Annotated in this window: 17 protein-coding genes; 10 read left to right on the forward strand and 7 right to left on the reverse strand. The window is 46.8% G+C overall.

Annotated features, from left to right (window positions below):
* Positions 1–33: 33 nt before the first annotated feature.
* From DXD04_RS12740 to rsmA, 4 genes are all read right to left on the reverse strand, one after another.
* Complete coding sequence (locus DXD04_RS12740; RefSeq protein ID WP_117673647.1) at positions 34–1641, reverse strand: fimbrillin family protein; 1608 nt, start codon at positions 1639–1641, stop codon at positions 34–36.
* 305 nt (positions 1642–1946) lie between these two features.
* On the reverse strand, positions 1947–3752 hold the full coding sequence (locus DXD04_RS12745) for a DUF349 domain-containing protein (RefSeq protein ID WP_117673648.1): 1806 nt from the start codon (positions 3750–3752) through the stop codon (positions 1947–1949).
* Between the two features lie 306 nt (positions 3753–4058).
* Positions 4059–5399: a magnesium transporter gene (mgtE, locus tag DXD04_RS12750; protein WP_007563392.1), complete on the reverse strand. Its 1341-nt coding sequence runs from the start codon at positions 5397–5399 to the stop codon at positions 4059–4061.
* A 55-nt stretch (positions 5400–5454) separates the two neighbouring features.
* The gene (gene rsmA / locus DXD04_RS12755) at positions 5455–6258 is read right to left on the reverse strand and encodes a 16S rRNA (adenine(1518)-N(6)/adenine(1519)-N(6))-dimethyltransferase RsmA (RefSeq protein ID WP_117673649.1); all 804 of its coding nucleotides are present in this window, start codon (positions 6256–6258) and stop codon (positions 5455–5457) included.
* 75 nt (positions 6259–6333) lie between these two features.
* Between rsmA and DXD04_RS12760 the strand changes: the two genes are divergently transcribed.
* The 9 genes from DXD04_RS12760 to DXD04_RS12800 all read left to right on the forward strand — a co-directional run bounded on the left by DXD04_RS12760 (position 6334) and on the right by DXD04_RS12800 (position 21408).
* Positions 6334–7341: a lysylphosphatidylglycerol synthase transmembrane domain-containing protein gene (locus DXD04_RS12760; protein ID WP_117673650.1), complete on the forward strand. Its 1008-nt coding sequence runs from the start codon at positions 6334–6336 to the stop codon at positions 7339–7341.
* 35 nt (positions 7342–7376) lie between these two features.
* Positions 7377–8834 (forward strand): aminoacyl-histidine dipeptidase, encoded by a 1458-nt coding sequence (locus DXD04_RS12765; protein ID WP_040313324.1) that lies wholly within the window; start codon positions 7377–7379, stop codon positions 8832–8834.
* Between the two features lie 182 nt (positions 8835–9016).
* A complete protein-coding gene (locus tag DXD04_RS12770) occupies positions 9017–14629 on the forward strand; it encodes an alpha-2-macroglobulin family protein (RefSeq protein WP_117673651.1) in 5613 nt (1870 codons plus the stop codon).
* Positions 14630–14770: 141 nt separating this feature from the next.
* The gene (locus DXD04_RS12775) at positions 14771–15856 is read left to right on the forward strand and encodes a DUF1573 domain-containing protein (protein ID WP_022054224.1); all 1086 of its coding nucleotides are present in this window, start codon (positions 14771–14773) and stop codon (positions 15854–15856) included.
* 8 nt (positions 15857–15864) lie between these two features.
* Positions 15865–16971, forward strand: a complete 1107-nt coding sequence (gene meaB, locus DXD04_RS12780) for a methylmalonyl Co-A mutase-associated GTPase MeaB (RefSeq protein WP_117673652.1) — start codon at positions 15865–15867, stop codon at positions 16969–16971.
* A 120-nt stretch (positions 16972–17091) separates the two neighbouring features.
* Positions 17092–18492, forward strand: a complete 1401-nt coding sequence (locus DXD04_RS12785) for a polyamine ABC transporter ATP-binding protein (RefSeq protein WP_117673653.1) — start codon at positions 17092–17094, stop codon at positions 18490–18492.
* On the forward strand, positions 18489–19286 hold the full coding sequence (locus DXD04_RS12790; RefSeq protein WP_117673654.1) for an ABC transporter permease: 798 nt from the start codon (positions 18489–18491) through the stop codon (positions 19284–19286). Before DXD04_RS12785 ends, DXD04_RS12790 begins: the two co-directional genes overlap by 4 nt.
* Positions 19280–20071: an ABC transporter permease gene (locus DXD04_RS12795; protein ID WP_117673655.1), complete on the forward strand. Its 792-nt coding sequence runs from the start codon at positions 19280–19282 to the stop codon at positions 20069–20071. Before DXD04_RS12790 ends, DXD04_RS12795 begins: the two co-directional genes overlap by 7 nt.
* Positions 20068–21408: an ABC transporter substrate-binding protein gene (locus DXD04_RS12800; RefSeq protein WP_409034805.1), complete on the forward strand. Its 1341-nt coding sequence runs from the start codon at positions 20068–20070 to the stop codon at positions 21406–21408. The genes DXD04_RS12795 and DXD04_RS12800 overlap by 4 nt, the downstream gene beginning before the upstream one ends.
* Positions 21409–21495: 87 nt before the next feature.
* On the opposite strand, the gene pfkA is transcribed toward DXD04_RS12800, so the two are convergent.
* The 3 genes from pfkA to cmk all read right to left on the reverse strand — a co-directional run bounded on the left by pfkA (position 21496) and on the right by cmk (position 24103).
* A complete protein-coding gene (gene pfkA / locus DXD04_RS12805; RefSeq protein WP_117673656.1) occupies positions 21496–22476 on the reverse strand; it encodes a 6-phosphofructokinase in 981 nt (326 codons plus the stop codon).
* 78 nt (positions 22477–22554) lie between these two features.
* Complete coding sequence (locus DXD04_RS12810) at positions 22555–23418, reverse strand: 4-hydroxy-3-methylbut-2-enyl diphosphate reductase (protein ID WP_117673657.1); 864 nt, start codon at positions 23416–23418, stop codon at positions 22555–22557.
* Positions 23405–24103, reverse strand: coding sequence for a (d)CMP kinase (gene cmk, locus DXD04_RS12815; protein WP_117673658.1), 699 nt, complete (start codon positions 24101–24103; stop codon positions 23405–23407). Before cmk ends, DXD04_RS12810 begins: the two co-directional genes overlap by 14 nt.
* A gap of 417 nt (positions 24104–24520) precedes the next feature.
* Between cmk and DXD04_RS12820 the strand changes: the two genes are divergently transcribed.
* The gene (locus DXD04_RS12820) at positions 24521–25210 is read left to right on the forward strand and encodes an energy transducer TonB (protein WP_117673659.1); all 690 of its coding nucleotides are present in this window, start codon (positions 24521–24523) and stop codon (positions 25208–25210) included.
* The last annotated feature ends 24 nt before the right edge of the window (positions 25211–25234 follow it).

A 25234-nucleotide genomic window follows, 5' to 3' on the forward strand; every position in this document is an offset into this window, starting at 1 on the left:
TTAGAAAGTTTGTAGATTCTGTATCAGATAGATTTAATTCCATTGCGATGTATTTAGCGTCTTTTTTACCTCAGAAGGTAATGATGGAAAGAAAGTGAACCCTGTCATATTCTCAAGTTCTGATACGCTGATAGCATATTTCATATATTGTGTATCGCTATATGCCTTATGGTCAAGTTTAAAAGCGATTGTCTGATAGTTTCCACCTACTTTACGGGCTAATGCTTTGAAGTAATATTTGGGTATTGCTATATTTTTTCCATTATTATCTTTAGCATATTGTATTTGCTTATCAGTTGCCGTAGTAGGCATCGCACCTGTTACTACGTATAGTGTGTCTATCCCACTACTCCAGCCTCTGACAGCGCCTTCTAGTTGAGCCCAAATAGCTCCATTCAATCCATTTTGTAATTGCGGAGTCATATTGGTGTAATAGAAAGTCTGATTATTCATGTCGCAGTCTTTACGCTGTCTATCACCACTCGGAATCTGATGCCCTCTGCTGTAACCGCTGAGAGCTTTTTTGAGATTCGCTTGAAGGTTAGTTGCTATTTTAGGGTCATAACCCCAATCCTCCGTACGGCCTATGTTTCCTTCCAGATACCATCCGCATAATGGATAGGATACCCAGTAAGCAATTTTCAGATTGGTATCGTATAGCATACTATAATTACGGATCTCAATACCGTTGAGTGGAGCTTCGTCATAAGTTATTCCGGTATAATGAGTAACGTATTTTATATTAGATTGATTCAGTTGTGACTCAGTAATTACCGGTGTTTCAAACCATTTCGTATATTTTGCTTCTGGGTCGGTCGTAATCTCTCCCCCCTGATAATTCACATTTACATTATATATATATTTGCTACCTTGCTCAATGTTTCCAGAAATCTCAGTCTCAATTTCTTTGCTCTGTCCGTTCTGTTCCAGTTTGATTTTCAGTTTTCCGCTCAAGTCTTGAGGCAACAGAATGGCTTCTGCTTGTGTGGCTTCCTCATTTATAAATAAGGAAAAGGTTGTAGCTTCACCGGAAGGAGTAATGGTACCGTCAGAAAGATTAGCTGTTCCTTTTACTTGCAGTCCGCTGATAGAAGCTTTGATTCCTTTCAGGGAACTTCCAGAAGTAGATTTCAAATTCAGCACCAATTTAGCCAACAGATGCTTGAATTGCAGATTACCTTGTGGAGACGCCAATTGACGGTTTGTCAGGTTTACTGCAGTCATCAAGTCGATGGCGTTTTGTTTGGTTTGGTTACTTAAATCAATGGGATAGTTTTTATAGTCACTAATAGTTTCACTATAAGGATAATATGCAATGAAGTCGACCGCACTATTGTCTTCCGGATAGTATATGGGACTATTTTTGCTTACGAAATAGCCGTCTCCTTTAGATGTTGCATAAGGAATGTTTGTAGCCAGTACATTTTTATCACTATTGTTGGCTAGCATAAATACACCAATTACGTCATTGGCTTCCCACGACGTATCGTAAGCTCTGGAATTTTGTGCATCATCTATGATAGAAGAGAATGTGATGCCTTTGTTATTCACTTCATTCTGGATGATGTTTGTTTCGTCATTCTGGCAAGATTGCAGAATACTTAGGGAAAGTACAATCCCTAATAGTGATTTCATTTTCATATTAAGAATAGTTTATTTTATGTTTTTAATTCATTCAGAATTATATTTTGCTTATATTTTATTCGGGTTAACAAAATACAAGAAAGTTTGTTTCTTGAATTTTGGCTTTAATTTAAGATATTTTCTTGGAGTAATAAAATATTTATACGATTATTTTTCAAAAAAATATCAAACATGGCTTGGTTGCGTGAAGATTTTACAATCGAGTGAAATTCTTGTGAAAAATTGAAAGAAAAACAAAAAAAGAGGTATCCATGGGAATGGATACCTCTTGTGGTAATAAAATTAGTTTGAGTAAGCTGTTTTTATTCTTTTTCTTTCAAGCTTTCATCAATGTCCTTGATTTTCTTCAGCACCAGTTCCATGTCTTTCTTCAGGCGCTCAATCTTGCGGGTGATGTCGGCCACCAGTGTATTTCCCTTCTTGGAAGAAGAATTCAGGAAGCCAAGGTTGTTTTCGTAGGTCTGGATGTCGTTTTTCAGCCCTTCGTAAGTGCGAACCAGGCGTTCACGGTCGCGGTAGAGATTTCCTTCTTTGTTGCCGTTAGTGCGTACACTGCTCAGGCGTTTTTCAGTAGCCGACAGGTGCAGGCGGTCGAACAGCTTGTCTACCAATGCATGGAATTCTTTATACAGACGGTCTTTTTCCTTGAAAGGAACGAAGCCGATGGCATTCCATTCCTTCATCAGGGCACGTACTTGTTCGGCAGTTGCATCGTCTGCAGTTCCGGCAGCTTCCAGGGCAGCCATACGCTTAATGACATCTTCTTTCTTGGCCAGGTTTTCCACTTCTTCCGAGCGTTGTGAAGAAGTCGCTTTGTTTTTCCGTTCAAAGAAATAATCGCAGGCACCTATAAAACGTTTCCATACGGCATCTGAATGTTTCTTGGCAACCGGACCGATGGTCTTCCATTCTTTCTGGAGCTTGGTCAGGATTTCAGCCGTTTCTTTCCAGTCGGTACTTTCTTTCAGGGCTTCAGCCTTTTCGCAGAACGCTTTTTTCTTTTCCAGGTTGGCTGCCATTGTTTCCTTCACAGATTTGAAGAAAGCAGCTTTCCGGCGGAAGAATTCATCGCAGGCAGCGCGGAAACGTTCGAAAATCTTGACGTTCATCTTTTGCGGAGCATAGCCGATGGTTTTCCATTTGGCCTGGAGGGCAAGGATTTCATTGGTCTTGTCTTCCCAGTCAGCAAAAGTAGTGAAGGTGTCATATTCCATACCTTCCACGATTTCGCAAATCACCGTCTTCTGGTCCAGGTTATTCTGTTCTTTTTCTTTCAGTTCTTCAAAATGCTGCTGGTGGCGTTTGTTGACAACCGTAGAGGCAGCCTTGAAACGGCTCCAGATTTCTTCGCGCAGGTCTTTGGCTACCGGGCCGATGGCACGGAATTCCTGATGAAGCTTCTGCAGCTGGTGGAAAGCAGAAATTACGTCAGGCTCTTCGGCCAGTTTTTCTGCAGCTTCGCACAAGCGGGTCTTCTGTTCCAGGTTTTTCTTGAAGTCATATTCGCGGAATTCATTGTTCAGCTTCACCATGTCATAGAATTTTTCGGTGTAAAGCTGGTAAGTCTTCCACAGTTCATTTACTTTCGCTACCGGAATCTGGCCTATTTCATTCCATTCCTGCTGCAATTTCTTAAATTCGTCGTATATCTTGTTGGTATCTTCCTGCGATTCGGTCAGGAACTTCATTCTTTCCAGGATACCCAGTTTCTTGGTCAGGTTTTCTTCCTTTTCCTGTTCCTGTGCAGCCGCTAAGGCATTTCTCTTCTCCTTGATGGCGTTCATGACAGCTTTGAATTCTTCTTCTGCCGGTTCTGTTTCCGGAGTGAAGTCTTCTGCCTTTCCCCCTTCGTCGATGAAAGCTTTCCGTGCCGCTTCTGATTTGGCTTTTTGTAGTTTGTAGAACGTTTGTTTAAGTGAATCGATTTCCTGCTTGTCGGTCAGGTCGTTTTTTTCGTTGATTTCCTTGAGGCGTTGCACCACTTCTTCCAGTGTTTGTTTGGGAGCGGATGTTTCCTTTTCGGTGTCTTCAACAGTAGGAACCGGTGCTTCAATGGGTTGTTCCATCGGAGTTTCGGTTAATGGGCGGTTGGTTTCATTTACTTCCATCGTATATAGATTTTAAAGAGTATAATATCCTAGTTTTTTCTTTACCCTTAGTAAAGGTTCTTACAAATTAAAGAAAAAAAAATCTGATTTTCATACTTTTTCAGAAAAAAACTATAAGGTAAGAATCATTTTTAGAAATAGAAAGACGAGGAATGTGGCTCAGAAGGGCTTGTAGAGGGGGTGAAAAAAACGTCTTTGCGTTTGAAAGAAAACGCAAAGACGTTTTGATCAAAACGCAAGTGCGTTTGAAGTAAAATGTACTTGCGTTTTACCTCAAACGCACTTGCGTTTTTCTTTAACAAAAATTTAGGATAATAATACGGTAATTCCCATGTACATGAGCATACCGATAATGTCGTTGGTAATGGAGATAAACGGTCCGGTGGCAATGGCCGGATCGATTTTCAGTTTTTCCAGTGTCATGGGCACCAGTGTGCCGAAAATGGAGGCAAACATGACCACGGCAAACAGACTGATGGATACCGAATAGCTGACTGTAGCCGTAGCTCCGAAACGGATGAAGTTGTAGATATACACCAGCATGGAAATGATGGTGGCGTTGATAAGGGCTACAACGGATTCTTTCAGCACCTGCTTGAAGGTGTTTTCGGCGTTCAGTGAGCTGTTGGCCAGACCTTGCACGACCAATGCGGAGGACTGGGTTCCTACGTTTCCTCCCGTTCCACCGATAAGGGGAATGTAAAGCGCCATTTCCGGATGAGCGGCAAAGGTAGAGTCAAAGTTGCCCAGAATCATGGAGTTACCGATTCCACCGAGCATACCGATGAGCAGCCACGGAAGGCGCGCGGTGGTCTGGCGGAACACATTGTCGTCTGTTTCTACGTCCTGTGACAAACCGGATGCCAACTGGTAGTCGCGTTCGGCCTGTTCACGAACCTCGTCCATTACGTCGTCTACGGTGATGCGTCCTACCAGACGGCCGATGCTGTCGACCACGGGAACGGCCACCAAGTCATACTTTTCAATGGTCTGCACCACCTCTTCAATGGGTGTATCCACATGGACGGAAATAGGGTCCTTCTTCATCACGTGTTTCACCTTGGAAACCGACGGACTGGTAATCATCTTTTTCAGCGGGAATACGCCGCGCAGACGTTCATCGTCGTCTACCACATATACATAATATATCTCGTCCATTTCTTCTGCCTGCAGTCGCATTTCGCGCAGGCATTCGGGCATACTCCAGTTCTCGTTCACAATCACCATTTCCGTACCCATCAAACCACCGGCGGTGTCTTCGTCGTATTTCAGCAAGTCGACGATGTCGCCTGCCTGTTCGATGTCTTCAATGTGTGAAAGCACCTCTTCCTGCTTGTCCTCGTCCATTTCACGGATGATGTCTACGGCATCGTCCGAATCCATGTAGTCGACAAAGCGCTTGGCGATGGTTTCAGGGGGAAGTATTTCGAGGAATTTCTTTCGTGCATCCTCGTCCATTTCAATCAGTACGTCGGCTGCCGTTTCGTTGTCCAGCAGCAGGTAGATGAAGCGGGCATCTTCTGCGTCCAGCTCGTTGCACAGCTCGGCGATGTCGGCCGGATGCAGGTCCTTGATGACTTCTTTTAACTGGTCGGAATCTTTCTTCTCAATCAGTTCGGTGACTAATTTAATATCTTCGCTATTCATCTTGTAAACTCCTGATGAGGGTTGTTATCGTAGTCTGTAAGTCTCGTGTGCAGGGTCACTCAGCCTTTGCGGCTGAGGAATTCAAGGCTTCTTCCACCCGGTTGGTCAGGTCGATGAAGTCTTGTACGGAAAGCTGTTCAGGCCGTTTGTTGAAGATAGGGTCGGCACTGAGCGGATTTCCTTTCTCCAGAATCAGAGATATGGAGTTGCGGAGCGTCTTGCGGCGCTGGTTGAATGTCGTCTTGACAATCTGCTTGAACAACTGCTCGTTGCATCCCAACTCCTTGGTCTCGTTGCGGGTCATGCGGATGACGGCGCTCTTTACCTTGGGAGGAGGATTGAATACATGTTCGTGTACGGTGAACAGGTATTCCACGCTGTACCAGGCTTGAATCAGTACGCTCAGAATGCCGTAGGTCTTGTTGCCCGGACGAGCCGCGATGCGTTCGGCCACTTCCTTCTGAATCATGCCCGTGCAGCAGGGAATCAAGTCCTTGTAGTCGAGCATCTTGAAGAATATCTGGCTGGAAATGTTGTAGGGATAGTTGCCGGTCAGCACAAAAGGCTGTCCGTCGAAAAGTTGCCGGAGGTCCATTTTCAGGAAATCCTGCTCGATGATATGGTCTCCTAATTGCGGAAAATTCTCACGCAGGTAAGCCACCGATTCAAAATCCAGCTCCACCACTTTGAGCGGGCGGTCTTTTTTCAGCAGGTATTGGGTGAGAACTCCCATTCCGGGACCTACCTCGAGAACGGGAAGGGCCGGGCAGGCGTCTACCGTGTCGGCTATGTCTTGTGCCACTTGCAGGTCTTTCAGGAAGTGTTGTCCTAAAAACTTTTTAGGTTTAACTAATTTCATACCTCAGGTTTTAAATGTTCGTATTATCTTTGTGACTTGCAAAGTTAAACATAAATCTTTATATACAGACTGATTTTGGAACGAACAGGTTTAAAAAAAGTACTAAATAAGGTCTTCCAGATAGCGCTTCCGTTGGTACTCGGAGCGGCTATTCTGCTTTGGACATACCACGATTTTGATTTCCGGCGTGTGTGGAGCGTGCTGGATGGCGGCATGAATTATGGCTGGATGGCCTTTTCGCTGGTGTTTGGTGTGCTGGGGCATCTGTTCCGCGGCTGGCGCTGGAATCTGACGTTAGCTCCGTTAGGTGAATACCCCAAGGTGTCGAACAGTGTGTATGCGGTTTTTGTGTCGTACGCGGCCAATCTGGTCGTACCGCGTGTGGGGGAGGTTTCCCGCTGCGGTATCCTGTCGAAGTACGACGGGGTTTCTTTCTCCAAATCGCTGGGTACGGTGGTGACGGAGCGTCTCATCGATACCATCTGTGTGCTGCTGATTACCGTAGTGACGCTGTTGCTCCAGTCGCGTGTGTTTGCGGCATTCTTTGAAAAGACCGGTACGAACATGGGCTTCTTTACGGGCTTGTTTACTTCCACCAACTTTTATATCACTCTCATCTGTCTGTTTGCCTTGGGCGTGCTGGCGTTTTTCCTGATTCGCAATTTGACGGTATTTGCGAAGGTGCGCGGCATATTGAACGATGTGTGGGCCGGATGTTTGTCGCTTCGGCATGTAAAACATCCGTGGCTGTTCGCTTTTTACACCGTGAGCATATGGGCATGCTATTTCCTGCAATTCTATGTGAGTTTCTATTGCTTTGACTTTTCTGCCTCACTGGGCTGGATGCCCGGACTGGTGATGTTTGTGGTGGGCAGTATTGCAGTGGCCGTTCCTACTCCTAACGGAGCAGGTCCGTGGCACTTTGCAGTCATTACCATGATGATGATGTATGGGGTGGGAAAGGAAGATGCCGGAATATTTGCCCTGCTGGTGCACGGTATTCAAACCTTTTTATTAATTTTGCTAGGTGTTTACGGGCTTGTAGCCTTACCACTTGTAAATAAGAAACGGACCGGGAAGTGAAATTGCTTTTCCGGAATAAAATCAAAAAATATAATATGAACGAAATTCTTTCTTTGGCTCCGCAGAATGTGTGGAAGCATTTCTATTCGTTGACGCAAATTCCTCGTCCGTCTGGACATTTGGAAAAAATTCAGGCTTTCTTGCTGGAATTCGGCAAGCAGGTAGGTGTGGAATCATTTCAGGATGAGGCTGGAAACATAATCTATCGCAAACCGGCCACTCCGGGTATGGAAGACCGGAAGTCTGTCATCCTTCAGGCTCACATGGACATGGTTCCTCAGAAAGACAAACATACACAGCATGATTTTGAAAAAGATCCTATTCCGGTTTATGTAGACGGCGAATGGGTGAAGGCTAAAGGTACCACATTGGGCTCAGACAACGGTATGGGTGTGGCAGCCATCATGGCCATTATGGAAGACAAGACCTTGAAACACGGTCCGCTGACAGCGCTGATTACTGCCGATGAAGAAACCGGTATGTATGGGGCGTTCGGCTTGAAACAGGGCACAGTGGAAGGAGAAATCCTGCTGAACCTGGATTCAGAAGAAGAAGGTGAACTTTATATTGGCTGTGCAGGTGGAGAAGACCTGACAGCTACTTTGGAATACAAGGAAGAAGAAACAGATCCGGAAGACGTGGCGCTGAAGGTAACACTGAAAGGATTGCGTGGTGGTCACTCTGGTATTCAGATTGGCTGGGGACATGCCAATGCCAACAAGTTGATGGCTCGCTTCATGAACCAGGTGATTGCTTACGATGAGGCTTGTCTGGTGTCATGGGAAGGTGGAAACATGCGCAACGCCATTCCGCGTGAATGTGAAGTAGTGATTACCGTACCGGCTTCGGAGGTAGAAGATGTGCTGGCGTTCGTGGGTGAATGCGAACAGGTATGGCGTGATGAATTCGCGACCATTGAAGACAACATCAGCTTTACGGCAGAGCGTGTGGACTTGCCGAAGATGATGGTGCCGGAAGAAATCCGTGACAACCTGGTGGACGCGATTTATGCATGTCCGAATGGAGTAGAACGTTTCATCCCGACTATCCCGGATACAGTGGAAACTTCTTCTAACCTGGCTATCGTAGAAATCGGCAATGGAAAGGCTGCCATTAAGGTTTTGACACGCAGCTCTCGCGAATCAATGAAGGATTATCGCAATACGGCTATCGAGAGCTGTTTCTCTATGGCAGGTATGCATGTAGAACGTTCTGGTAGCTACTCTGGATGGGAACCGGATGTTAACTCTCCGATTCTGCATGCCATGAAGGAATCTTATAAGGCACAGTTTGGTGAAACACCGGAAGTGAAAGTGATTCATGCCGGACTGGAATGTGGTATCATCGGTGCGGTTGTACCTGGACTGGATATGATTTCATTTGGTCCTACTTTGCAGTGCCCGCATACACCGGAAGAACGCTGTCATGTGCCGTCAGTGAAGAAGTTCTATGATTTCTTGCTGGCTACACTGGAGAATACACCGAAAAAGTAATATCCGTTAGTAGATAATAGATTGCGGAGGTTGTCCGATTCCCGTAAAAGGGAAAGGGGCAGCCTCCGTTTTTTTTGTTTCGATTTTCTGTGGTTTTACTTCTTTTAATGAAAATCTGTGCAGTAAATCAGGGTTTTGGTTTTATCTTTATAAAGACAACCTTGTAAAACTTAAAATTGGAAATGATGAACAGACTATTCTTGATATGTGCCACGGGATTGTTGGCTTTTATGTTCCCTTTGGCGGGGATAGCTCAGAGTTACGACCGTCTTTGGAAGGAGGTAGAGGAAACCCGGAAGAAGGATTTGCCGCAGACCTTGATTTCACAGGTGAACCAGATTTATGAAAAGGCAAGGAAGGAGAAGAATGCTCCGCAAATGCTGAAAGCGTATCTTTCGCGGGTGGAATGTCAGGTAGGGCTGACACCGGACAGTTTGCAGCGTGAACTTTGTCGACTGAATGCATGGGCTGCAGAGGAGAATGATCCTTTGCAGAAAGCCGTGTTGTCGTTTTTGTCAGGATACTATAAGTTGGAATCCGCTCCTCAGGAAGTGGACAGCGCATTGTATGAGTTTGACCAGGCAGTAAAGGATAAGGAGGTTTTGCTGGGCGTAGCTACGACCGATTTTCGTCCGATGGCTGAACAGGGCAAATGGAGCCAGCGCTATTTCGGTGACAATATGTACGATTTGCTGTTACGTCAGTCTATCTTTCAGCTTCTATGGAATGGAGGAGGAAGCAAGGCCGTACAGTTGGCAGTGTTCGACAAGTATGAAAAGCTGATTGCACAATACGAGGCGGCAGGAAATCGTGACGCGGAATTATTGACACGTCTGGAGCGATTGATGTACTGGCAGCGTAATGGATGGAGGTATCCGCAACAGCTGTCGGACGAGCAGGTGCTGGAGCAGTTGCAGGCGTGGGCAAAAGCCTATGACGGAGTGGATGCCTGTGCGGCGTTGTATGTGTCATGGGCCGATTTCTATCATCAGAAACAAGACTTCGTGTCCGAAATGAAGGTGATAGAAGAAGGAATAAAACGGTATCCTTCTTCAGAATTCACGGCCGATTTGAAGGATAAGCAGCGCATAGTGTGCATGCCGTCGCTCTCGGTGCAGGTAACTCATCCTTATCCGCAGACGGAAGCGGAACTTCGTGTTACCAGCAAGAACCTGAAAGGGGCGACACTGGAATGGTATAGACTGAACCTGAAGGCTTCTTCTTCTGTGTTTGCACAGAATCTGGAGCATGCGGACCTGATAAAGAAGTATGGTACACTGGTGGATAAAGTGCGGTTGGACTTGCCGGATACTCCTACGTACAAGGATACGGTTTCTGTGCTGACCAGCCGGATGCCCGAGGCGGGGATTTATATATTGAAATCAATCCCCGACGGCTATCAGGATAAAACGGGATACGATGTAGTGCATCTGTCTGCACTGCAGGTGGTTTCTTTCCCGATGGAAGGAAGGCAGACGGAGTGTCATGTGGTGGATTGTAAGACCGGAAAGCCGGTCGCAGGGGCAGAATTGGTGTTCTATTCCATTCCTGTGCCAGGCAATTATACCTTATATAAGACGTTTAAAACTGATAAGCAAGGCAAGGTAGTAGTGCCGGACATGAAAGAATCATTGTGGATGCATGCGTGTGCAGGTAAGGATGAGTTTATGCAGGTGGCTTACTGGTCCAGAAGGGTGTTGCCGACGGTCAATGACAGCAAGAAGAAGGTGGATCGCATGGATTTGTTTACCGACCGTGCGCTGTACCGCAAGGGACAGACGGTGTACGTGTCCGGTGTGGCTTATGCGCAGGAAGGTGATAGTGTAGAGGTACGCAAAGATGCGGCCATCTGGCTGGCTTTGCGGGATGCTAATAACCGGGAGATAGCCCGGAAAGAACTGACTACGGATGACTTTGGCGCATTTTCAGCAGAGTTCCAATTACCTTCGGAAACATTGGCCGGCATGTTCCGTATAGAATCGGACAAGGCTTCCTGCTATATCCGAGTGGAAGAATACAAGCGTCCGACGTTTGAAGTCACCTGGAAGGAAGTGCAGGAAGCTTACACGATGGGGGATTCCTTGCAACTGGAAGGTACGGCGAAAAAGTTTTCCAGTGCACCGGTACAGGGCGGTAAGGTGCGTTATACCTTGACTCGTTCAAAGGCCTGGTTCTGGCGAAGCATGGCAGGAGAACAACAGTTGGCAGAAGGTGAACTGATAACTTCAGCCGACGGAACGTTTGCGGTGAAGGTTTGTCTGGAACGTCCGGATGCGGAAGTCTCTTTAGGCTGGGACGGATTCTATCGTTATCAGGTGAAGGTGGAAGTGACAGATGCGGCCGGTGAAACGCAGGAAGGTGTACTGGTGCTTCCGGTGGGTGAACATGCCATCGGATTACAGATAAAGGGATTGGCCGGAAAAGTGGCTCGTGAGAAACTGGATAAGATGCAGGTACAGGCATTGAACATGCAGCAACAGCCTGTGGCATTGGATGTGGTCTGCTCACTTTATACATTGGATGAGGCCGGAAAGAAGCAGCAAACAGTATGGGGGGATACGGTGAAATCCGGACAGCCTTTCCTGCCGGAAGCATGGAAGAAGTTGGCTTCCGGAAAATACTTGCTGGAGGTAACCGCCAGTGATGAGCACGGGCGTCCTTGTCGTGCAGAGCAGGAGCTTGTACTCTTTTCGTTAAAAGACCGGGTTCCTCCGGTAAAGACTGTGGAATGGTTCTATCAGGACGGTACACAGTTGGAGGAAACGCAGCCGGTGACCTTGTATGTGGGTAGCAGTGAAAAGAATGTACATTTGTTCTATCATGTGTACAGTGGCAACCGGATGCTGGTGTCTGACTCGTTTGTGCTGAACGAGGAAATCCGTTCGTTTGATTATACGTGGCGGCCGGAATACGGCGATGGAATCACCGTCAGCTTTGGATTTATGAAAGACGGTATCTGGTATTCCAAGCAAGTCGCTTTGAAACGTCCGGTACCGGAGAAAAAACTGACATTGAAGTGGGAAGTTTTCCGTGACCGTTTGCGTCCGGGCACAGAAGAAACCTGGACCATGCAGATTCTGGATGCGGCAGGCAAACCGGCGGATGCCCGTTTGCTGGCTACCTTGTATGATGCTTCGCTCGACCGTTTGTGGGATAACCCGTGGAATTTCCAGGTGGGCTTCAGCCGATATACTCCTTCCGTCATGCCGTTTATTCAGTCAGTGAATAGTATCGCGATGGCTTATTCGCCTTTCTATACTTATTCATTGTCTTCTGTATATACTCCTGACAACTGGCAGTTGTATAGCCGGTTGTGGATTCCTTCTTTGCGTCAGTATAGAACCTTCTCTCGAAACGGTCTGATGGTACGCGGGGCAGGAATCATGATGAAGGCTGTGGCTGCAGCACCAGATGCCATGAGGGCGGATGAGGCTTTGAATGCGCAGGCGGGATTCACGCAGGACGATGGAGTGGTAGAAGTAGAACTTCAGTCTGAAACGATTCCTTTGGAAACGGAACAGACGATGACTTTACGCGAGAATTTTGCAGAAACGGCTTTCTTCTATCCTGATTTGCGTACAGATTCAACCGGAACCGTGCGATTGGTATTTACCGTACCGGACGCGTTGACGCAGTGGAAGTTCAGAGGGCTGGCACATACCCGCCACATGGATTACGGACTCCTGCAGGCAGAAACCCGGACCGAAAAACCGTTTATGATTCAGCCTAATTTGCCTCGTTTCCTTCGTAGAGGAGATGAAACTTCACTGGCAGCTTCTTTGATAAATCTGTCAACGGAAGAGGTGAAAGGGGCGGTACGTCTGGAATTGGTGAATCCGATGGATGAAAGTGTGGTGTATCAGGCAGTACAGGATTTTCAGGTGAAGGCAGGAGAAACGGGCAGTGTACGTTTTACTTTCCCGGTAAATATGGATGGCGAGGTTTTGATTTGCCGGATGAAGGCGGAAGCTGGCGAGTTTAGTGATGGAGAACAGCATTATCTTCCTGTGCTTACTGACAAGCAATGGATGACGGAAACCTTGTCCTTGCAGGTGAAAGGCGGGGAGTCTCAGGAAGTGAGCCTGAAGGATTTGTTTAACGGACAGAGCAAGACGGCCCAGAACCGGCAGCTGACCATCGAACTGACTTCTACTCCGATATGGTATGCCGTACAGGCACTTCCGGTAGTAGGAAATCCGCAGCAGGACGATGCGTTCTCCTGGGCTTCGGCTTACTACGCCAATGCGGTGGCACGGAAAATTGTGGAACTGAATCCGCAGATTCAGCCTGTGTTTGAAGCTTGGAAAAAGCAGGGAGTAAAGAAAGAAACGTTGTGGAGTGAACTGGAGAAGAACCAGGAACTGAAAAGCGTGTTGCTGGCCGAAACGCCTTGGCTGGCTCAGGCGGCAGATGAACAGGAACAGAGACAACGGATTGGATTGTTGTTCGACCTGAATACGATGAATTATCGCATGGGGCAGACCGTAGAGAAATTGAAGGCCTTGCAAAAAGCGGATGGAAGCTGGAGCTGGTTCAACGGCATGCAGGGAAGCCGGTTGGTTACTACGCAGGTGGTGGAACTGCTGGCCCGACTGAAATCCATGCATATCATGGCGGATGCGCAAGTGGCTGGCATGTACTTGAAAGGTCTGAATTACCTGGAAAAAGCTTTCTGTCAGGAATATGAGAACCTGAAGAAAAACGAGGCTCGTAACAAAAGCCCGCAATGGCCAAGTGAGCTGGCGGTGAGGTATCTGTATATTGCATCACTGGATGCGGTGGCAGGAGGAAAGGTAAACAAGGCAGCAAAGGAATACATGACCTCCAAACTGGAAAACCGTTCTGCTACTTATTCCATTTATGAGAAGGCATTGATTGCCCGGATTCTGCAGGCACAGGGAAAACGTACGCAGGCAGAAATACTGGTACGCTCGATTAAGGAATATACGGTAGTAACACCGGAAATGGGACGTTATTTTGATACGCCGAAAGCCGGATACGCATGGAACGGTTACCGTATTCCGACGCAGGTGGCTGCCATGGAGGCTATTCAGCACGTGGAGAAGGATGAAAAGATGCTGGAGGAAATGAAACGCTGGTTGCTGAAACAAAAGCAGGTGCAGTGCTGGAATACACCATTGGCTACGGCGGATGCGGTGTATGCCTTGCTGTCAGATGGCATGGCATCGACGGAGTCCGGACAGATGCAGGCGGTGGCAGGCAATGTTACACTGGAAACTCCGAAAGACGGACTGGGCTGTATCAGTCATACATTAAGTGGAGCGGAGGCAGAGGTGAAGACGCTGACCGTAAGTCATACGGGAAAAGCTGCCGGATGGGGTGCCGTGTATGCACAATATCTGGAAGATATGGACCGTGTGAAGGCATTTGAAGGAAAGGGTCTGCAAGTTTCACGTGAGTATATATATAAAGGTAAGACCTTGTCTGCCAAAGAAAAGTTGCAGGTTGGCGATAAGCTGACGGTGCGCCTGACTCTCCGTGCCGACCGGGATATGGATTTTGTATGTCTGAAAGACGAACGTGCGGCTTGTATGGAACCAGTGCGGCAAATCTCAGGCTACGAATGGTCCGATGGCTTGGGACGGTATCGGGTAAGTGGTGATGCGGCGACGACCTTCTTTATGGATCACTTGCGGAAAGGAACCTACGTCATTGAATATGAAGTGCATGTAGACCGTTCGGGAGTATATCAGGCAGGTACATCGGAAATACGGTCGGTATACGATCCTGAGTTTGGCAGTCATACGGAAGGATATACATTATATATCGAATAAAATCACGTCCGGGCCGGGATTCCGGTTCGGACATTTTTACAAATTTCTGAGGTTATGGAGAAAATAAATTTTCAGACTTGATTTTGCTTGTTTCCGTTTTCTCCCTATCTTTGTTTCCGTAATTTAGAAAGAATAAAATCAATGAAACGAATATATACCCTTCTTTTTTTGTGTGTTGTCGCTTGCATGTCCTTATGGGCTCAGCCTAAAATATCCTTTGATATGACTACTAAGGACTTGGGCTACGTGTTGTGGCGCACTCCGGCAACCGTGACTTATCAGTTTACCAATACGGGAGACAAGCCGCTGGTTATATCCAATGTGACGACTTCCTGTGGATGTGCCAAGGCACAATGGACAGAAGAACCTGTACCTGCCGGAGGAAAAGGAAAGATTACGGTAGTGTTCGATGCAGAAGCTATCGGGCATTTCTATAAAGATGTGGGTGTGTATTGCAATGCAGCTTCTCTGCCTATTTACCTGGACTTTAACGGAGAGGTGACAGCCGATGCCAAGAACTATTCCTTTACGCATCCTTATGCTATCGGTGCCATCCGGTTGACACAGGATGAACTTGATTTTAAATCCGTCAATAAGGGAGACCGCCCGGTCATTGAATTGTTGGTGGCCAATACTTCCAACAAGGCTTATTCACCTGTGCTGATGCATCTTCCTCCTTATCTGGAGGCAAAAGCGGAACCTGAAAAACTGGGACGTGGAAAGACCGGAAAGATTCTGGTAACACTGGATTCTGAGAAATTGCCAAAATTAGGTATTACACGTGCTTCTGTCTATCTGTCCCGCTTCCCAGGTGATAAAGTCGGCAGTGAGAATGAAATACCTGTATCTGTGGCTCTGTTGCCTGACTTCTCCAAGTTGACCGAACAGCAGAAAAACAATCCTCCTCAGATCACGTTGTCGGCTAAGGAACTGGAATTTGTGGATTTGAAACCCAACCAAAAGAAGTCGCAGACGATTGTCATTTCAAATACAGGTCGCTCTGACCTGAATATTCAGGATATGCAGGTATTCAGCATGGCTTTGGCCGTGAAACTGAAAAAGAGAGTGCTGAAACCGGGTGAATCGACTAAGATGAAGATTACTGTGTTGGCACAGAATCTTCACCGTGTGAAAGGTACACCCCGTGTCCTGATGATTACCGATGATCCTAACCAACCGATGATTACCATCCGTGTGAAAGCCCGGCTGAAATCGTCCGAAAAATAAAAACTTTTATGGAACACCCCGAAAACAACGAAGCTTATAAGGGGTTAACTGTGAACCAGGGAGTGGAACAACCCTCCATTGTTAATCCTTATCTGAATCTGAGAAAGAAACCCAAACGTCGTCAGTATTCTGCTGCCGAGTATGTGGAAGGTATTGTGAAAGGCGATGTGACCATGCTGAGCCAGGCGGTCACGCTGGTAGAAAGTGTCAAGCCGGAACATCAGGTGCTGGCACAGGAGGTCATTGAAAAATGCCTTCCTTATTCGGGTAATTCTATCCGTATCGGTATCAGCGGAGTGCCCGGTGCCGGAAAAAGTACGTCGATTGATGTATTCGGACTGCATGTGCTCGAAGAAAAAGGAGGAAAGTTGGCCGTGTTAGCCATAGACCCCAGCAGTGAACGTTCCAAAGGAAGTATTTTGGGTGACAAGACCCGAATGGAAAAATTGTCGGTACATCCTAAATCCTTTATCCGTCCCAGTCCTTCGGCGGGCTCATTGGGCGGTGTGGCCCGTAAGACCCGTGAAACCATCATCTTGTGTGAAGCTGCCGGATTTGATAAAATCTTTGTCGAAACTGTGGGAGTAGGCCAGAGTGAAACTGCCGTGCATTCCATGGTAGACTTCTTCCTGCTGATTCAGCTGGCCGGTACGGGCGATGAGTTGCAGGGCATCAAGCGCGGTATCATGGAGATGGCCGATGGTATCATTATCAACAAGGCCGATGGAAATAATGTAGAGAAGGCACAGTTGGCGGCTACGCATTTCCGTAATGCGCTCCATCTTTTCCCTACTCCCGAATCCGGATGGACTCCTCAGGTGCTGACGTATTCCGGATTTTATAATATCGGTGTCAAGGGAATCTGGGATATGGTGTATGCCTACATCGACTTTGTCCGCAAGAACGGTTATTTTGAACACCGTCGGAACGAGCAGGCCAAATACTGGATGTATGAAACCATCAATGAGCATTTGCGCGACAGCTTCTATCAGAATCCGGAAATTGCTTCCTTGCTTCCCTTGCAGGAAAAGGATGTGCTGGAAGGACGAGCCACGTCTTTCTCGGCAGCCAGAAAACTATTGGAAATGTATTTCTCCGGGTTGAAACAGGAGTGATGAATAAATATTCAAAATGGCTTGTTTCTATTGGAGTAATTAAAAATAAGGAAGAAAAATAAGGGTGATATGCCTTGTGAAATGAATTAATATGTAACTTTGCGAACTAATTTTCAAGAAATGATGCAAAGTGAAATTAAACCTATTATAGAGGTAAAGGGTGTATCAAAGTTTTTTGGTGAAAAAACAGCCTTGGATAATATCAATTTATCCATCAAAAAGGGAGAGTTTGTAACCATCTTGGGCCCTTCGGGATGCGGTAAGACGACCTTGCTGCGCCTGATAGCGGGATTTCAGACCGCTTCGGAAGGGGTGATTCGTATTGCAGGGGAGGAGATTACCCAGACTCCTCCTCACAAGCGTCCTGTTAATACAGTTTTCCAGAAATATGCCTTGTTCCCTCATCTGAATGTGTATGACAATATTGCTTTTGGCTTGAAACTGAAAAAGAAGCCAAAGGATACGGTACTTAAAAAAGTAAAGGCTGCCTTGAAAATGGTGGGTATGACCGACTATGAGTACCGCGATGTCAACTCGCTTTCGGGTGGACAGCAGCAGCGTGTGGCCATTGCCCGAGCCATTGTGAACGAGCCGGAAGTGTTGTTGCTGGACGAGCCGCTGGCTGCGCTTGACCTGAAGATGCGTAAGGACATGCAGATGGAGTTGAAGGAAATGCACAAGACGCTGGGCATTACCTTTGTGTACGTGACGCACGACCAGGAAGAAGCCCTGACATTGAGTGATACCATCGTGGTGATGAGTGAGGGACGTATCCAGCAGATTGGTACCCCTACCGACATCTACAATGAGCCGATTAACTCGTTCGTGGCCGACTTTATCGGAGAAAGTAATATCCTGAACGGAGTCATGGTGAAGGATAAGTTGGTACATTTCTGTGACCGTGACTTTGAATGTGTGGACGAAGGCTTCGGCGAAAACACACCGGTGGATGTGGTGATTCGTCCGGAGGATTTGTATATATTCCCGGTGTCGGATATGGCACAGCTTCGTGGTACCGTACAGTCCTGTATTTTTAAAGGAGTACACTATGAAATGGTGGTGTTGTGCCACGGCTATGAGTTTGTGGTGCAGGATTATCATGCTTTCAAGGCCGGAACCGAAGTGGGTATGCTGGTCAAGCCGTTTGATATTCACATCATGAAGAAAGAGCGTATCTGTAATACCTTTGAAGGCAAGCTTATCGATGAAACTCATGTGGAATTCTTAGGATGTGAGTTTGAGTGTGCACCGGTAGACCTTCAGAAAGTGCCGTTGGGCGATGTGCTGGTAGACGTGGATTTTGGAAAAATCAATTTGCTGGACAACGCAGAAGACGGCATGCTGACCGGAGAAGTCAAGTTTATTTTGTACAAAGGAAACCATTACCACCTGACGGTATGGTCAGACTGGGATGAGAATGTGTTTGTCGATACGAATGATGTGTGGGATGATGGAGACCGTGTGGGCATTTCCATTGCTCCTGAAGATATTCGGGTACGTGTAAAACAGGAGGAACGATGAATAAACTGCGTTTGTTTTTTCTTTCACGCCGAAGCTGGACACTTCCTTATCTCATTTTCTCTATCATTTTTGTGATTGTTCCGCTTCTGCTAATTGTGGTATATGCATTTACCGATGATGCAGGTCGTATGACGCTTGAAAACTTCCGGAAATTCCTGGCCCATCCGGAAGCAGTCAATACCTTTATTTATTCCATCGGTATAGCTATACTGACTACGATAGGTTGTATCGTACTGGGATATCCGGCAGCCTGGATTCTGAGCCGCAGTAATTCAAGCTATTCGCGTACGCTGATTCTGCTGTTTATCCTGCCGATGTGGGTCAACATCCTGATACGTACGCTGGCTACCGTAGCTTTGTTCGACTTTGCCAGTCTGCCTTTAGGAGAAGGAGCGTTGATATTCGGAATGATTTACAACTTTATTCCTTTCATGATATATCCGATTTACAATACCCTTCAGAAGATGGACCCGAGTTATGTGGAAGCAGCACAGGATTTAGGAGCCAACTCTTTCCAGGTGTTCTGGAAGGTGGTGTTCCCTCTGTCCATGCCCGGAGTGGTGAGCGGCATCATGATGGTGTTTATGCCGACCATCTCTACCTTTGCCATTGCAGAATTGCTGACCATGAACAACATTAAGTTGTTTGGTACGACTATTCAGGAGAATATCAACAACAGTATGTGGAACTATGGAGCAGCCCTTTCCTTGATTATGCTGTTCTTGATTGCGGCCACTTCACTCTTTAGTTCTGATGAAAAGAGTGATTCAGAGAAAGGAGGACAGGTATGGTAAAGAAAGTGCTGATGCAGACCTATCTTTGGGTCTTGCTGTTGTTGCTGTATGCTCCGATATTGATTATTGTGATTTATTCCTTTACCGATGCAAAGGTATTGGGCAACTGGACCGGCTTTTCGCTCAATCTGTACCGCTCCTTGTGTAACACCGGAGCACATCATTCCCTGATGAATGCGCTGATAAATACAATAGCCATCGCCTTTATTGCTGCGACGGTATCGACTTTGTTGGGAAGTGTGGCTGCCATCGGAATCTACAATCTGAAGGCCCGCAGCCGGAAAGCCATGGGATTCATCAATACCATTCCTATATTGAACGGAGATATTATTACCGGTATTTCCTTGTTCCTGCTGTTTGTGTCATTAGGCATTACCCAAGGATTTACCACCGTAGTGCTGGCACACATCACCTTCTGTACTCCGTACGTGGTGCTGAGTGTGTTGCCGCGCCTGAAACAGATGAATCCGAACCTGTATGAGGCCGCGCTCGATTTGGGAGCTACTCCGATGCAGGCTTTGTGGAAAGTGATTGTTCCGGAAATCCGTCCGGGAATGGTAAGCGGATTCCTGCTGGCACTGACCATTTCCATCGACGATTTTGCGGTAACGGTGTTTACCATTGGAAATCAGGGATTGGAAACGCTTTCTACCTATATTTATGCCGATGCCCGCAAGGGTGGTCTGACGCCGGAGCTTCGTCCGCTGTCGGCCGTGATTTTTGTGGTGATACTGGTACTGCTGATTATTATTAACCGTAGAGCTGACAAAGCAAAGAATAAATGAAACAGAAGATGAAAAGGTGGAACTGGTGGGTGGCTTTGTGTGTGTGCTGTCTGTTGACAGGATGCTACAACGCTAATGAATCGCGCGAAAACGTGCTCAAGGTGTACAATTGGGCAGACTACATAGGTGAAGGCGTACTGGAAGATTTTCAGGAATATTATAAGGAAAAGACGGGAGAAGATATCCGCATCGTGTATCAGACATTTGACATCAACGAAATCATGCTGACAAAAATTGAGAAAGGGCATGAAGACTTTGATGTGGTGTGTCCTTCCGAGTATATCATCGAACGAATGCTGCACAAAGGCTTGTTGCAGCCTATTGATACGGCTTTTGCTCATTCACCCAATTACATGAACGGAGTGGCGCCCTATATCCGTCAGCAGATAGATAAACTGACGGTGAAGGGCGATCTGCCGGCCAGCCGTTATGCCGTGTGCTATATGTGGGGTACGGCCGGCCTGCTGTATAACAAGCAGTTTGTTTCCGAAAAAGACCTGAAGTCATGGGGGTGCCTGTGGGAGAAACGTTTTTCCGGCAAGATTCTGATGAAGGATGCCTATCGCGATTCGTACGGTATGGCTTTGCTGTATGCGCATCGTGAGGATTTGAAAGACAGTACCCGCAGTGTGGCTGACCTGATGAACGACTATTCACCGGCTTCCATGGACTCGGTGGGAAAATATCTGAAACTGTTGAAGCCGAATGTGGCCGGATGGGAAGCAGACTTTGGTAAGGAAATGATGACCAAAGGCAAGGCCTGGATGAACATGACCTGGAGCGGAGACGCACAGTGGGCTATGGAAGAAGCGGCAACGGTAGGAGTGGACCTTGCCTATACCATTCCGGAAGAAGGTAGCAATGTGTGGTACGACGGATGGGTAATTCCTAAGTATGCCAAGAATCCTAAGGCAGCCAGCTATTTTATCAACTTCCTTTGTAGGCCGGACATCGCTTTGCGTAACATGGAAGAGAACGGGTATGTGAGTGCCATTGCTGCCCCGGAAATTCTGGAAGCTTGTATTGATTCTACCCTGGATAAGGAAGTCGATGCCAGCTATTTCTTCGGTCCGGAGGCACAGAAGGTGAAGCTGCGTAACACACAGTATCCCGATAAGTCTGTGATAGCCCGTTGTGCCATGATACGTGACTTTGGAGACAAGACGGTAGATGTATTGGAAATCTGGTCGCGTGTAAAAGGCGACAACCTGAATAGCGGGATTGTGATTCTGATTCTTTTGGTGGTAGTAGGACTGAGCGCCTGGCAGATTCGCCGCCGCTGGATACGTTATAAACGTCATGCACGTACGCACCGCAGAAATCGCCGGAGAAAATAAAAGAAGAAAATACAGTATACAAAAATCCCCCTTCAAAAGACGTTTAAATGCTTTTTGAAGGGGGATTCTTTATATGGAATTGTTTTGTTAGATTGACAATTCGTTCAATACGCTAACCAGTTCGCGGTCGATAGGCTTGTCGTTCTTGATAGCCTTGGCAAACGGAACGTACACAATCTGGTCGTTTTCGATACCAATCATGACGTTGCGCTGACCTTCCATCAGGGCCTGGATGCTGGCTACTCCCATACGGCTGGCAATGATACGGTCGTGTGCGGTCGGGCGTCCACCACGCTGCAAGTGTCCTAAAATAGTCACACGTACGTCGTACTGCGGATATTCGTTCTTTACACGTTCTGCATAGTGCATGGCTCCACCGGTGATTTCACTTTCAGCTACCAGCACGATAGAGCTGCTCTTTGATTTGCGGAAACCGTTGTTGATGAACTCTTCCAACTGGTCTACTTCCGTATTGAATTCCGGAATGATGGCAGCTTCGGCACCCGCAGCAATGGCACCGTTCAATGCCAGGAAGCCGGCGTCGCGTCCCATTACTTCCACAAAGAACAAACGTTCGTGTGAAGTAGCGGTATCACGTATTTTATCTACTGCATCCAAAATTGTGTTCAGGGCAGTGTCATATCCGATGGTTGTGTCCGTACCATACAAGTCGTTGTCGATGGTACCGGGCAATCCGATACAAGGTACATCAAATTCCTGAGCCAGCAGGCGGGCACCGGTCAACGAACCGTCACCACCAATGACTACCAGTGCATCGATACCTTCGCGTTTCATAGTTTCATAAGCTACCTGACGGCCTTCCGGTGTACGGAACTCCTGGCAGCGAGCTGTTTTCAGGATGGTACCTCCTAATTGTATGATATTGCTGACGTTTTCAGTCTTGAATTCCTTGATTTCTCCTGTAATCAATCCTTTATACCCACGGTAGATACCTTTAACTTGTAATCCGTTGTAGATGGCAGAGCGGGTGACTGCACGGATTGCGGCGTTCATGCCGGGAGCATCTCCTCCGGATGTAAGAATACCAATACATTTAATAGTTCCCATAATTGTTAGTTGTTAGTTTGATTTTTATGAAGCAAAAGTACAAATATGAATTTATATTGTAACTGATTTTCTTCTTTATTATTCGTCCATTATAACTTTTTTACACGCTTCCATCAACCATTTAGGGGTAGAGGTGGCTCCACAGATTCCAATGGAATGTGCATGTGACAATAAGGCCTTGTCAATTTCCTCCGGTTTGTCTATCTGGTAAGAGTTGGGATTGACCTTTTTACATTCCTGAAAGAGGATTTTCCCGTTGGAACTTTTATGTCCGCAAACGAAGAAAACCAGGTCGTGACTGGCGGCAAATTCCCGGATATGCGGCATGCGGTTGGCTACCTGACGGCAGATGGTATCGAAGTACTGGAAGGAGGCTTCCGGTGAAATGTGGGTCTCGATGTAGGACACTATCTGGCGGAATTCGTCGAGCGACTTGGTTGTCTGCGAATACAGGCGGATGTCTTTGTTCATGTCCAGTTTGCTGACTTCTTCCAGCTTCTCGATGACGATGGCTTTGCCTTCGGTCTGGCCCACCAGTCCCAACACTTCGGCATGGCCGTTTTTCCCGTAAATAACAATCTGTCTGTCTTTGTCGTGGGGAGTGGTGTCATACTCCTGCTTGATTCTTTTTTGCAGGCGCAGCACTACCGGACAGGTGGCATCGATGATTTCGATGTGGTTTTTCCGGGCTAGTTCATAAGTCTCAGGAGGCTCTCCATGTGCTCTCAACAAGACTTTTACATTCTTCAGTCGGGCAAAATCTTCGTGGTTGATGGTAATCAATCCCATTTCCTTCAGTCGCTCACACTCCTGCCCGTTGTGTACAATATCCCCCAGGCAATACAGAGGTGCGCCCTTTGCCAGTTCTTCTTCTGCTTTTGAGATGGCGGTCGTCACTCCAAAGCAGAATCCTGAGTCCTTATCTATTTCAATGTGATGCATGTGCAGCTTTTTCAAATTGTTCTTTCAGCCATTGTTTTTGTTCGGCAATGGTCAGGTGACTGTTGTCCAGTAAAATCGCGTCGTCAGCCTTGCGCAGGGGACTTACTGCCCGGTTCTGGTCGATGCGGTCGCGTTCTTCTACGTTGTGAAGAATTTCTTCGAACGAAGCATCCTGACCTTTGGCTTTCAGTTCCTCGTAACGGCGCTGTGCACGGATCTCGGCAGAGGCTGTCACGAAAATCTTCAGTTCCGCATTCGGGAATACGGCTGTTCCGATGTCTCTTCCGTCCATCACGATTCCTTTTTCCTTGCCCATTTCCTGCTGTTGCTGAACTAAGGCCTTGCGCACAAAGTCGAGTGCTGCCACCGGACTGACATGTGAGGAGACTTCCATGGTGCGGATACGTTCTTCCACGTTCTTCCCGTTGAGGAAGGTCATGGGGCGCTGGGTTTCCGGGTTGAGCTGGAAGGAAATCTGGATTTGTCTCATCTGCTGGCGGAGCGCTTCTTCCTGAATGCTTCCGTCGGTATTGAACAATCCGTTTTCCAGACAATACAATGTAACGGCCCGGTACATGGCGCCGCTGTCTATATAGATGTATCCGATTTCTTTGGCTAAGTCTTTAGCCATGGTACTTTTCCCGCAGGAAGAGAATCCGTCGATGGCAATAATAATTTTTTTCATGTTTCGGCTTCGATAAAATAGATTTCGCATTGACAAAGATAGTGTAAATCCTTTGTATATCGGATGTTTTGGATAAAGTTTTTGGCGTCTCTTCCTTATAATATAAGGTAGAAATTCGTTTGGGACTTCAGAGATGAAAAAACGTTGTAGCAATGATTCAGATACCTGTTTGTGTTTTTTACGTTTCCTTTCCGGAAAACCTATGTTTTTCATGGCGGAAACGTAGGTTTTCCCTGCGTGAACCCTACGTTTCCGCACAGGGAAACATAGAGCACGTAAGGCGATATGCTGATTATTTCCAGTGCGGAATAAAAAATATGCATTGTTTTACATTATTTTCATGTTGGGGTGTCGGAGTTTCGGGGAATTATGCTACCTTTGCCACGTATAGAGTATTAACCTTTAATAAACACATTTATGGAAGTCAAGAAATCGCCGAAAGCGGACCTCGAGGGCAAAAAGACCACGTGGTTATTGGTAGGTTTCGTACTGATCTTGGCAGCGATGTTTGTAGCGTTCGAATGGACAGAACGTGACAAGCAGGTCACTGCCGATACAGGTATCACCGAACCAATCTTTGAAGAGGAAATGATTCCTATCACTGAACAACAGGAAGAACAGAAGCAGGCACCTCCTCCTCCTGAAGCTCCGAAAGTAGAAGAAGTTCTTCAGATTGCAGAAAATGATGCAAACGTAGAAGAATCTACTATCCAGTCAAGTGAAGAAAACAACCAGGCTGTGGAAATCAAGTATGTACCGGTTGAAGTGGAAGAAGAAGAACCGGAAGAACAGCAGATTTTCCAGGTGGTAGAAGAAATGCCGGAATTCCCGGGTGGTATGGCTGAATGTTTGAAGTTTATCGGTAAGAACATCAAGTATCCGACTATCGCACAGGAAAACGGTGTACAGGGACGTGTAATCATCCAGTTCGTCGTAAATCAGGATGGTTCTATCGTTGACCCGGTGGTTATGCGTAGTGTAGACCCGTACTTGGATAAGGAAGCACTCCGTGTGATCAAGATGATGCCGAAATGGAAACCAGGTAAGCAGCGTGGTAAAGCTGTACGTGTAAAATATACCGTGCCTGTAACCTTTAAGTTGCAGTAATCTATTGACCGTTATAATAAAGTG

It is taken from the genome of Phocaeicola plebeius (assembly GCF_003437535.1).
GTDB lineage: Bacteria > Bacteroidota > Bacteroidia > Bacteroidales > Bacteroidaceae > Phocaeicola > Phocaeicola plebeius_A.

Coding starts and splice junctions, on each gene's coding strand:
- DXD04_RS12790 (WP_117673654.1), top strand. CDS start 18,489: ATGAATAAACTGCGTTTGTTTTTTCTTTCACGCCGAAGCTGGACACTT.
- DXD04_RS12770 (WP_117673651.1), top strand. CDS start 9,017: ATGATGAACAGACTATTCTTGATATGTGCCACGGGATTGTTGGCTTTT.
- pfkA (WP_117673656.1), bottom strand. CDS start 22,476: ATGGGAACTATTAAATGTATTGGTATTCTTACATCCGGAGGAGATGCT.
- DXD04_RS12795 (WP_117673655.1), top strand. CDS start 19,280: ATGGTAAAGAAAGTGCTGATGCAGACCTATCTTTGGGTCTTGCTGTTG.
- DXD04_RS12775 (WP_022054224.1), top strand. CDS start 14,771: ATGAAACGAATATATACCCTTCTTTTTTTGTGTGTTGTCGCTTGCATG.
- DXD04_RS12820 (WP_117673659.1), top strand. CDS start 24,521: ATGGAAGTCAAGAAATCGCCGAAAGCGGACCTCGAGGGCAAAAAGACC.
- mgtE (WP_007563392.1), bottom strand. CDS start 5,399: ATGAATAGCGAAGATATTAAATTAGTCACCGAACTGATTGAGAAGAAA.
- DXD04_RS12800 (WP_409034805.1), top strand. CDS start 20,068: ATGAAACAGAAGATGAAAAGGTGGAACTGGTGGGTGGCTTTGTGTGTG.
- rsmA (WP_117673649.1), bottom strand. CDS start 6,258: ATGAAATTAGTTAAACCTAAAAAGTTTTTAGGACAACACTTCCTGAAA.
- DXD04_RS12740 (WP_117673647.1), bottom strand. CDS start 1,641: ATGAAAATGAAATCACTATTAGGGATTGTACTTTCCCTAAGTATTCTG.
- DXD04_RS12785 (WP_117673653.1), top strand. CDS start 17,092: ATGATGCAAAGTGAAATTAAACCTATTATAGAGGTAAAGGGTGTATCA.
- DXD04_RS12745 (WP_117673648.1), bottom strand. CDS start 3,752: ATGGAAGTAAATGAAACCAACCGCCCATTAACCGAAACTCCGATGGAA.
- meaB (WP_117673652.1), top strand. CDS start 15,865: ATGGAACACCCCGAAAACAACGAAGCTTATAAGGGGTTAACTGTGAAC.
- DXD04_RS12765 (WP_040313324.1), top strand. CDS start 7,377: ATGAACGAAATTCTTTCTTTGGCTCCGCAGAATGTGTGGAAGCATTTC.
- DXD04_RS12810 (WP_117673657.1), bottom strand. CDS start 23,418: ATGCATCACATTGAAATAGATAAGGACTCAGGATTCTGCTTTGGAGTG.
- cmk (WP_117673658.1), bottom strand. CDS start 24,103: ATGAAAAAAATTATTATTGCCATCGACGGATTCTCTTCCTGCGGGAAA.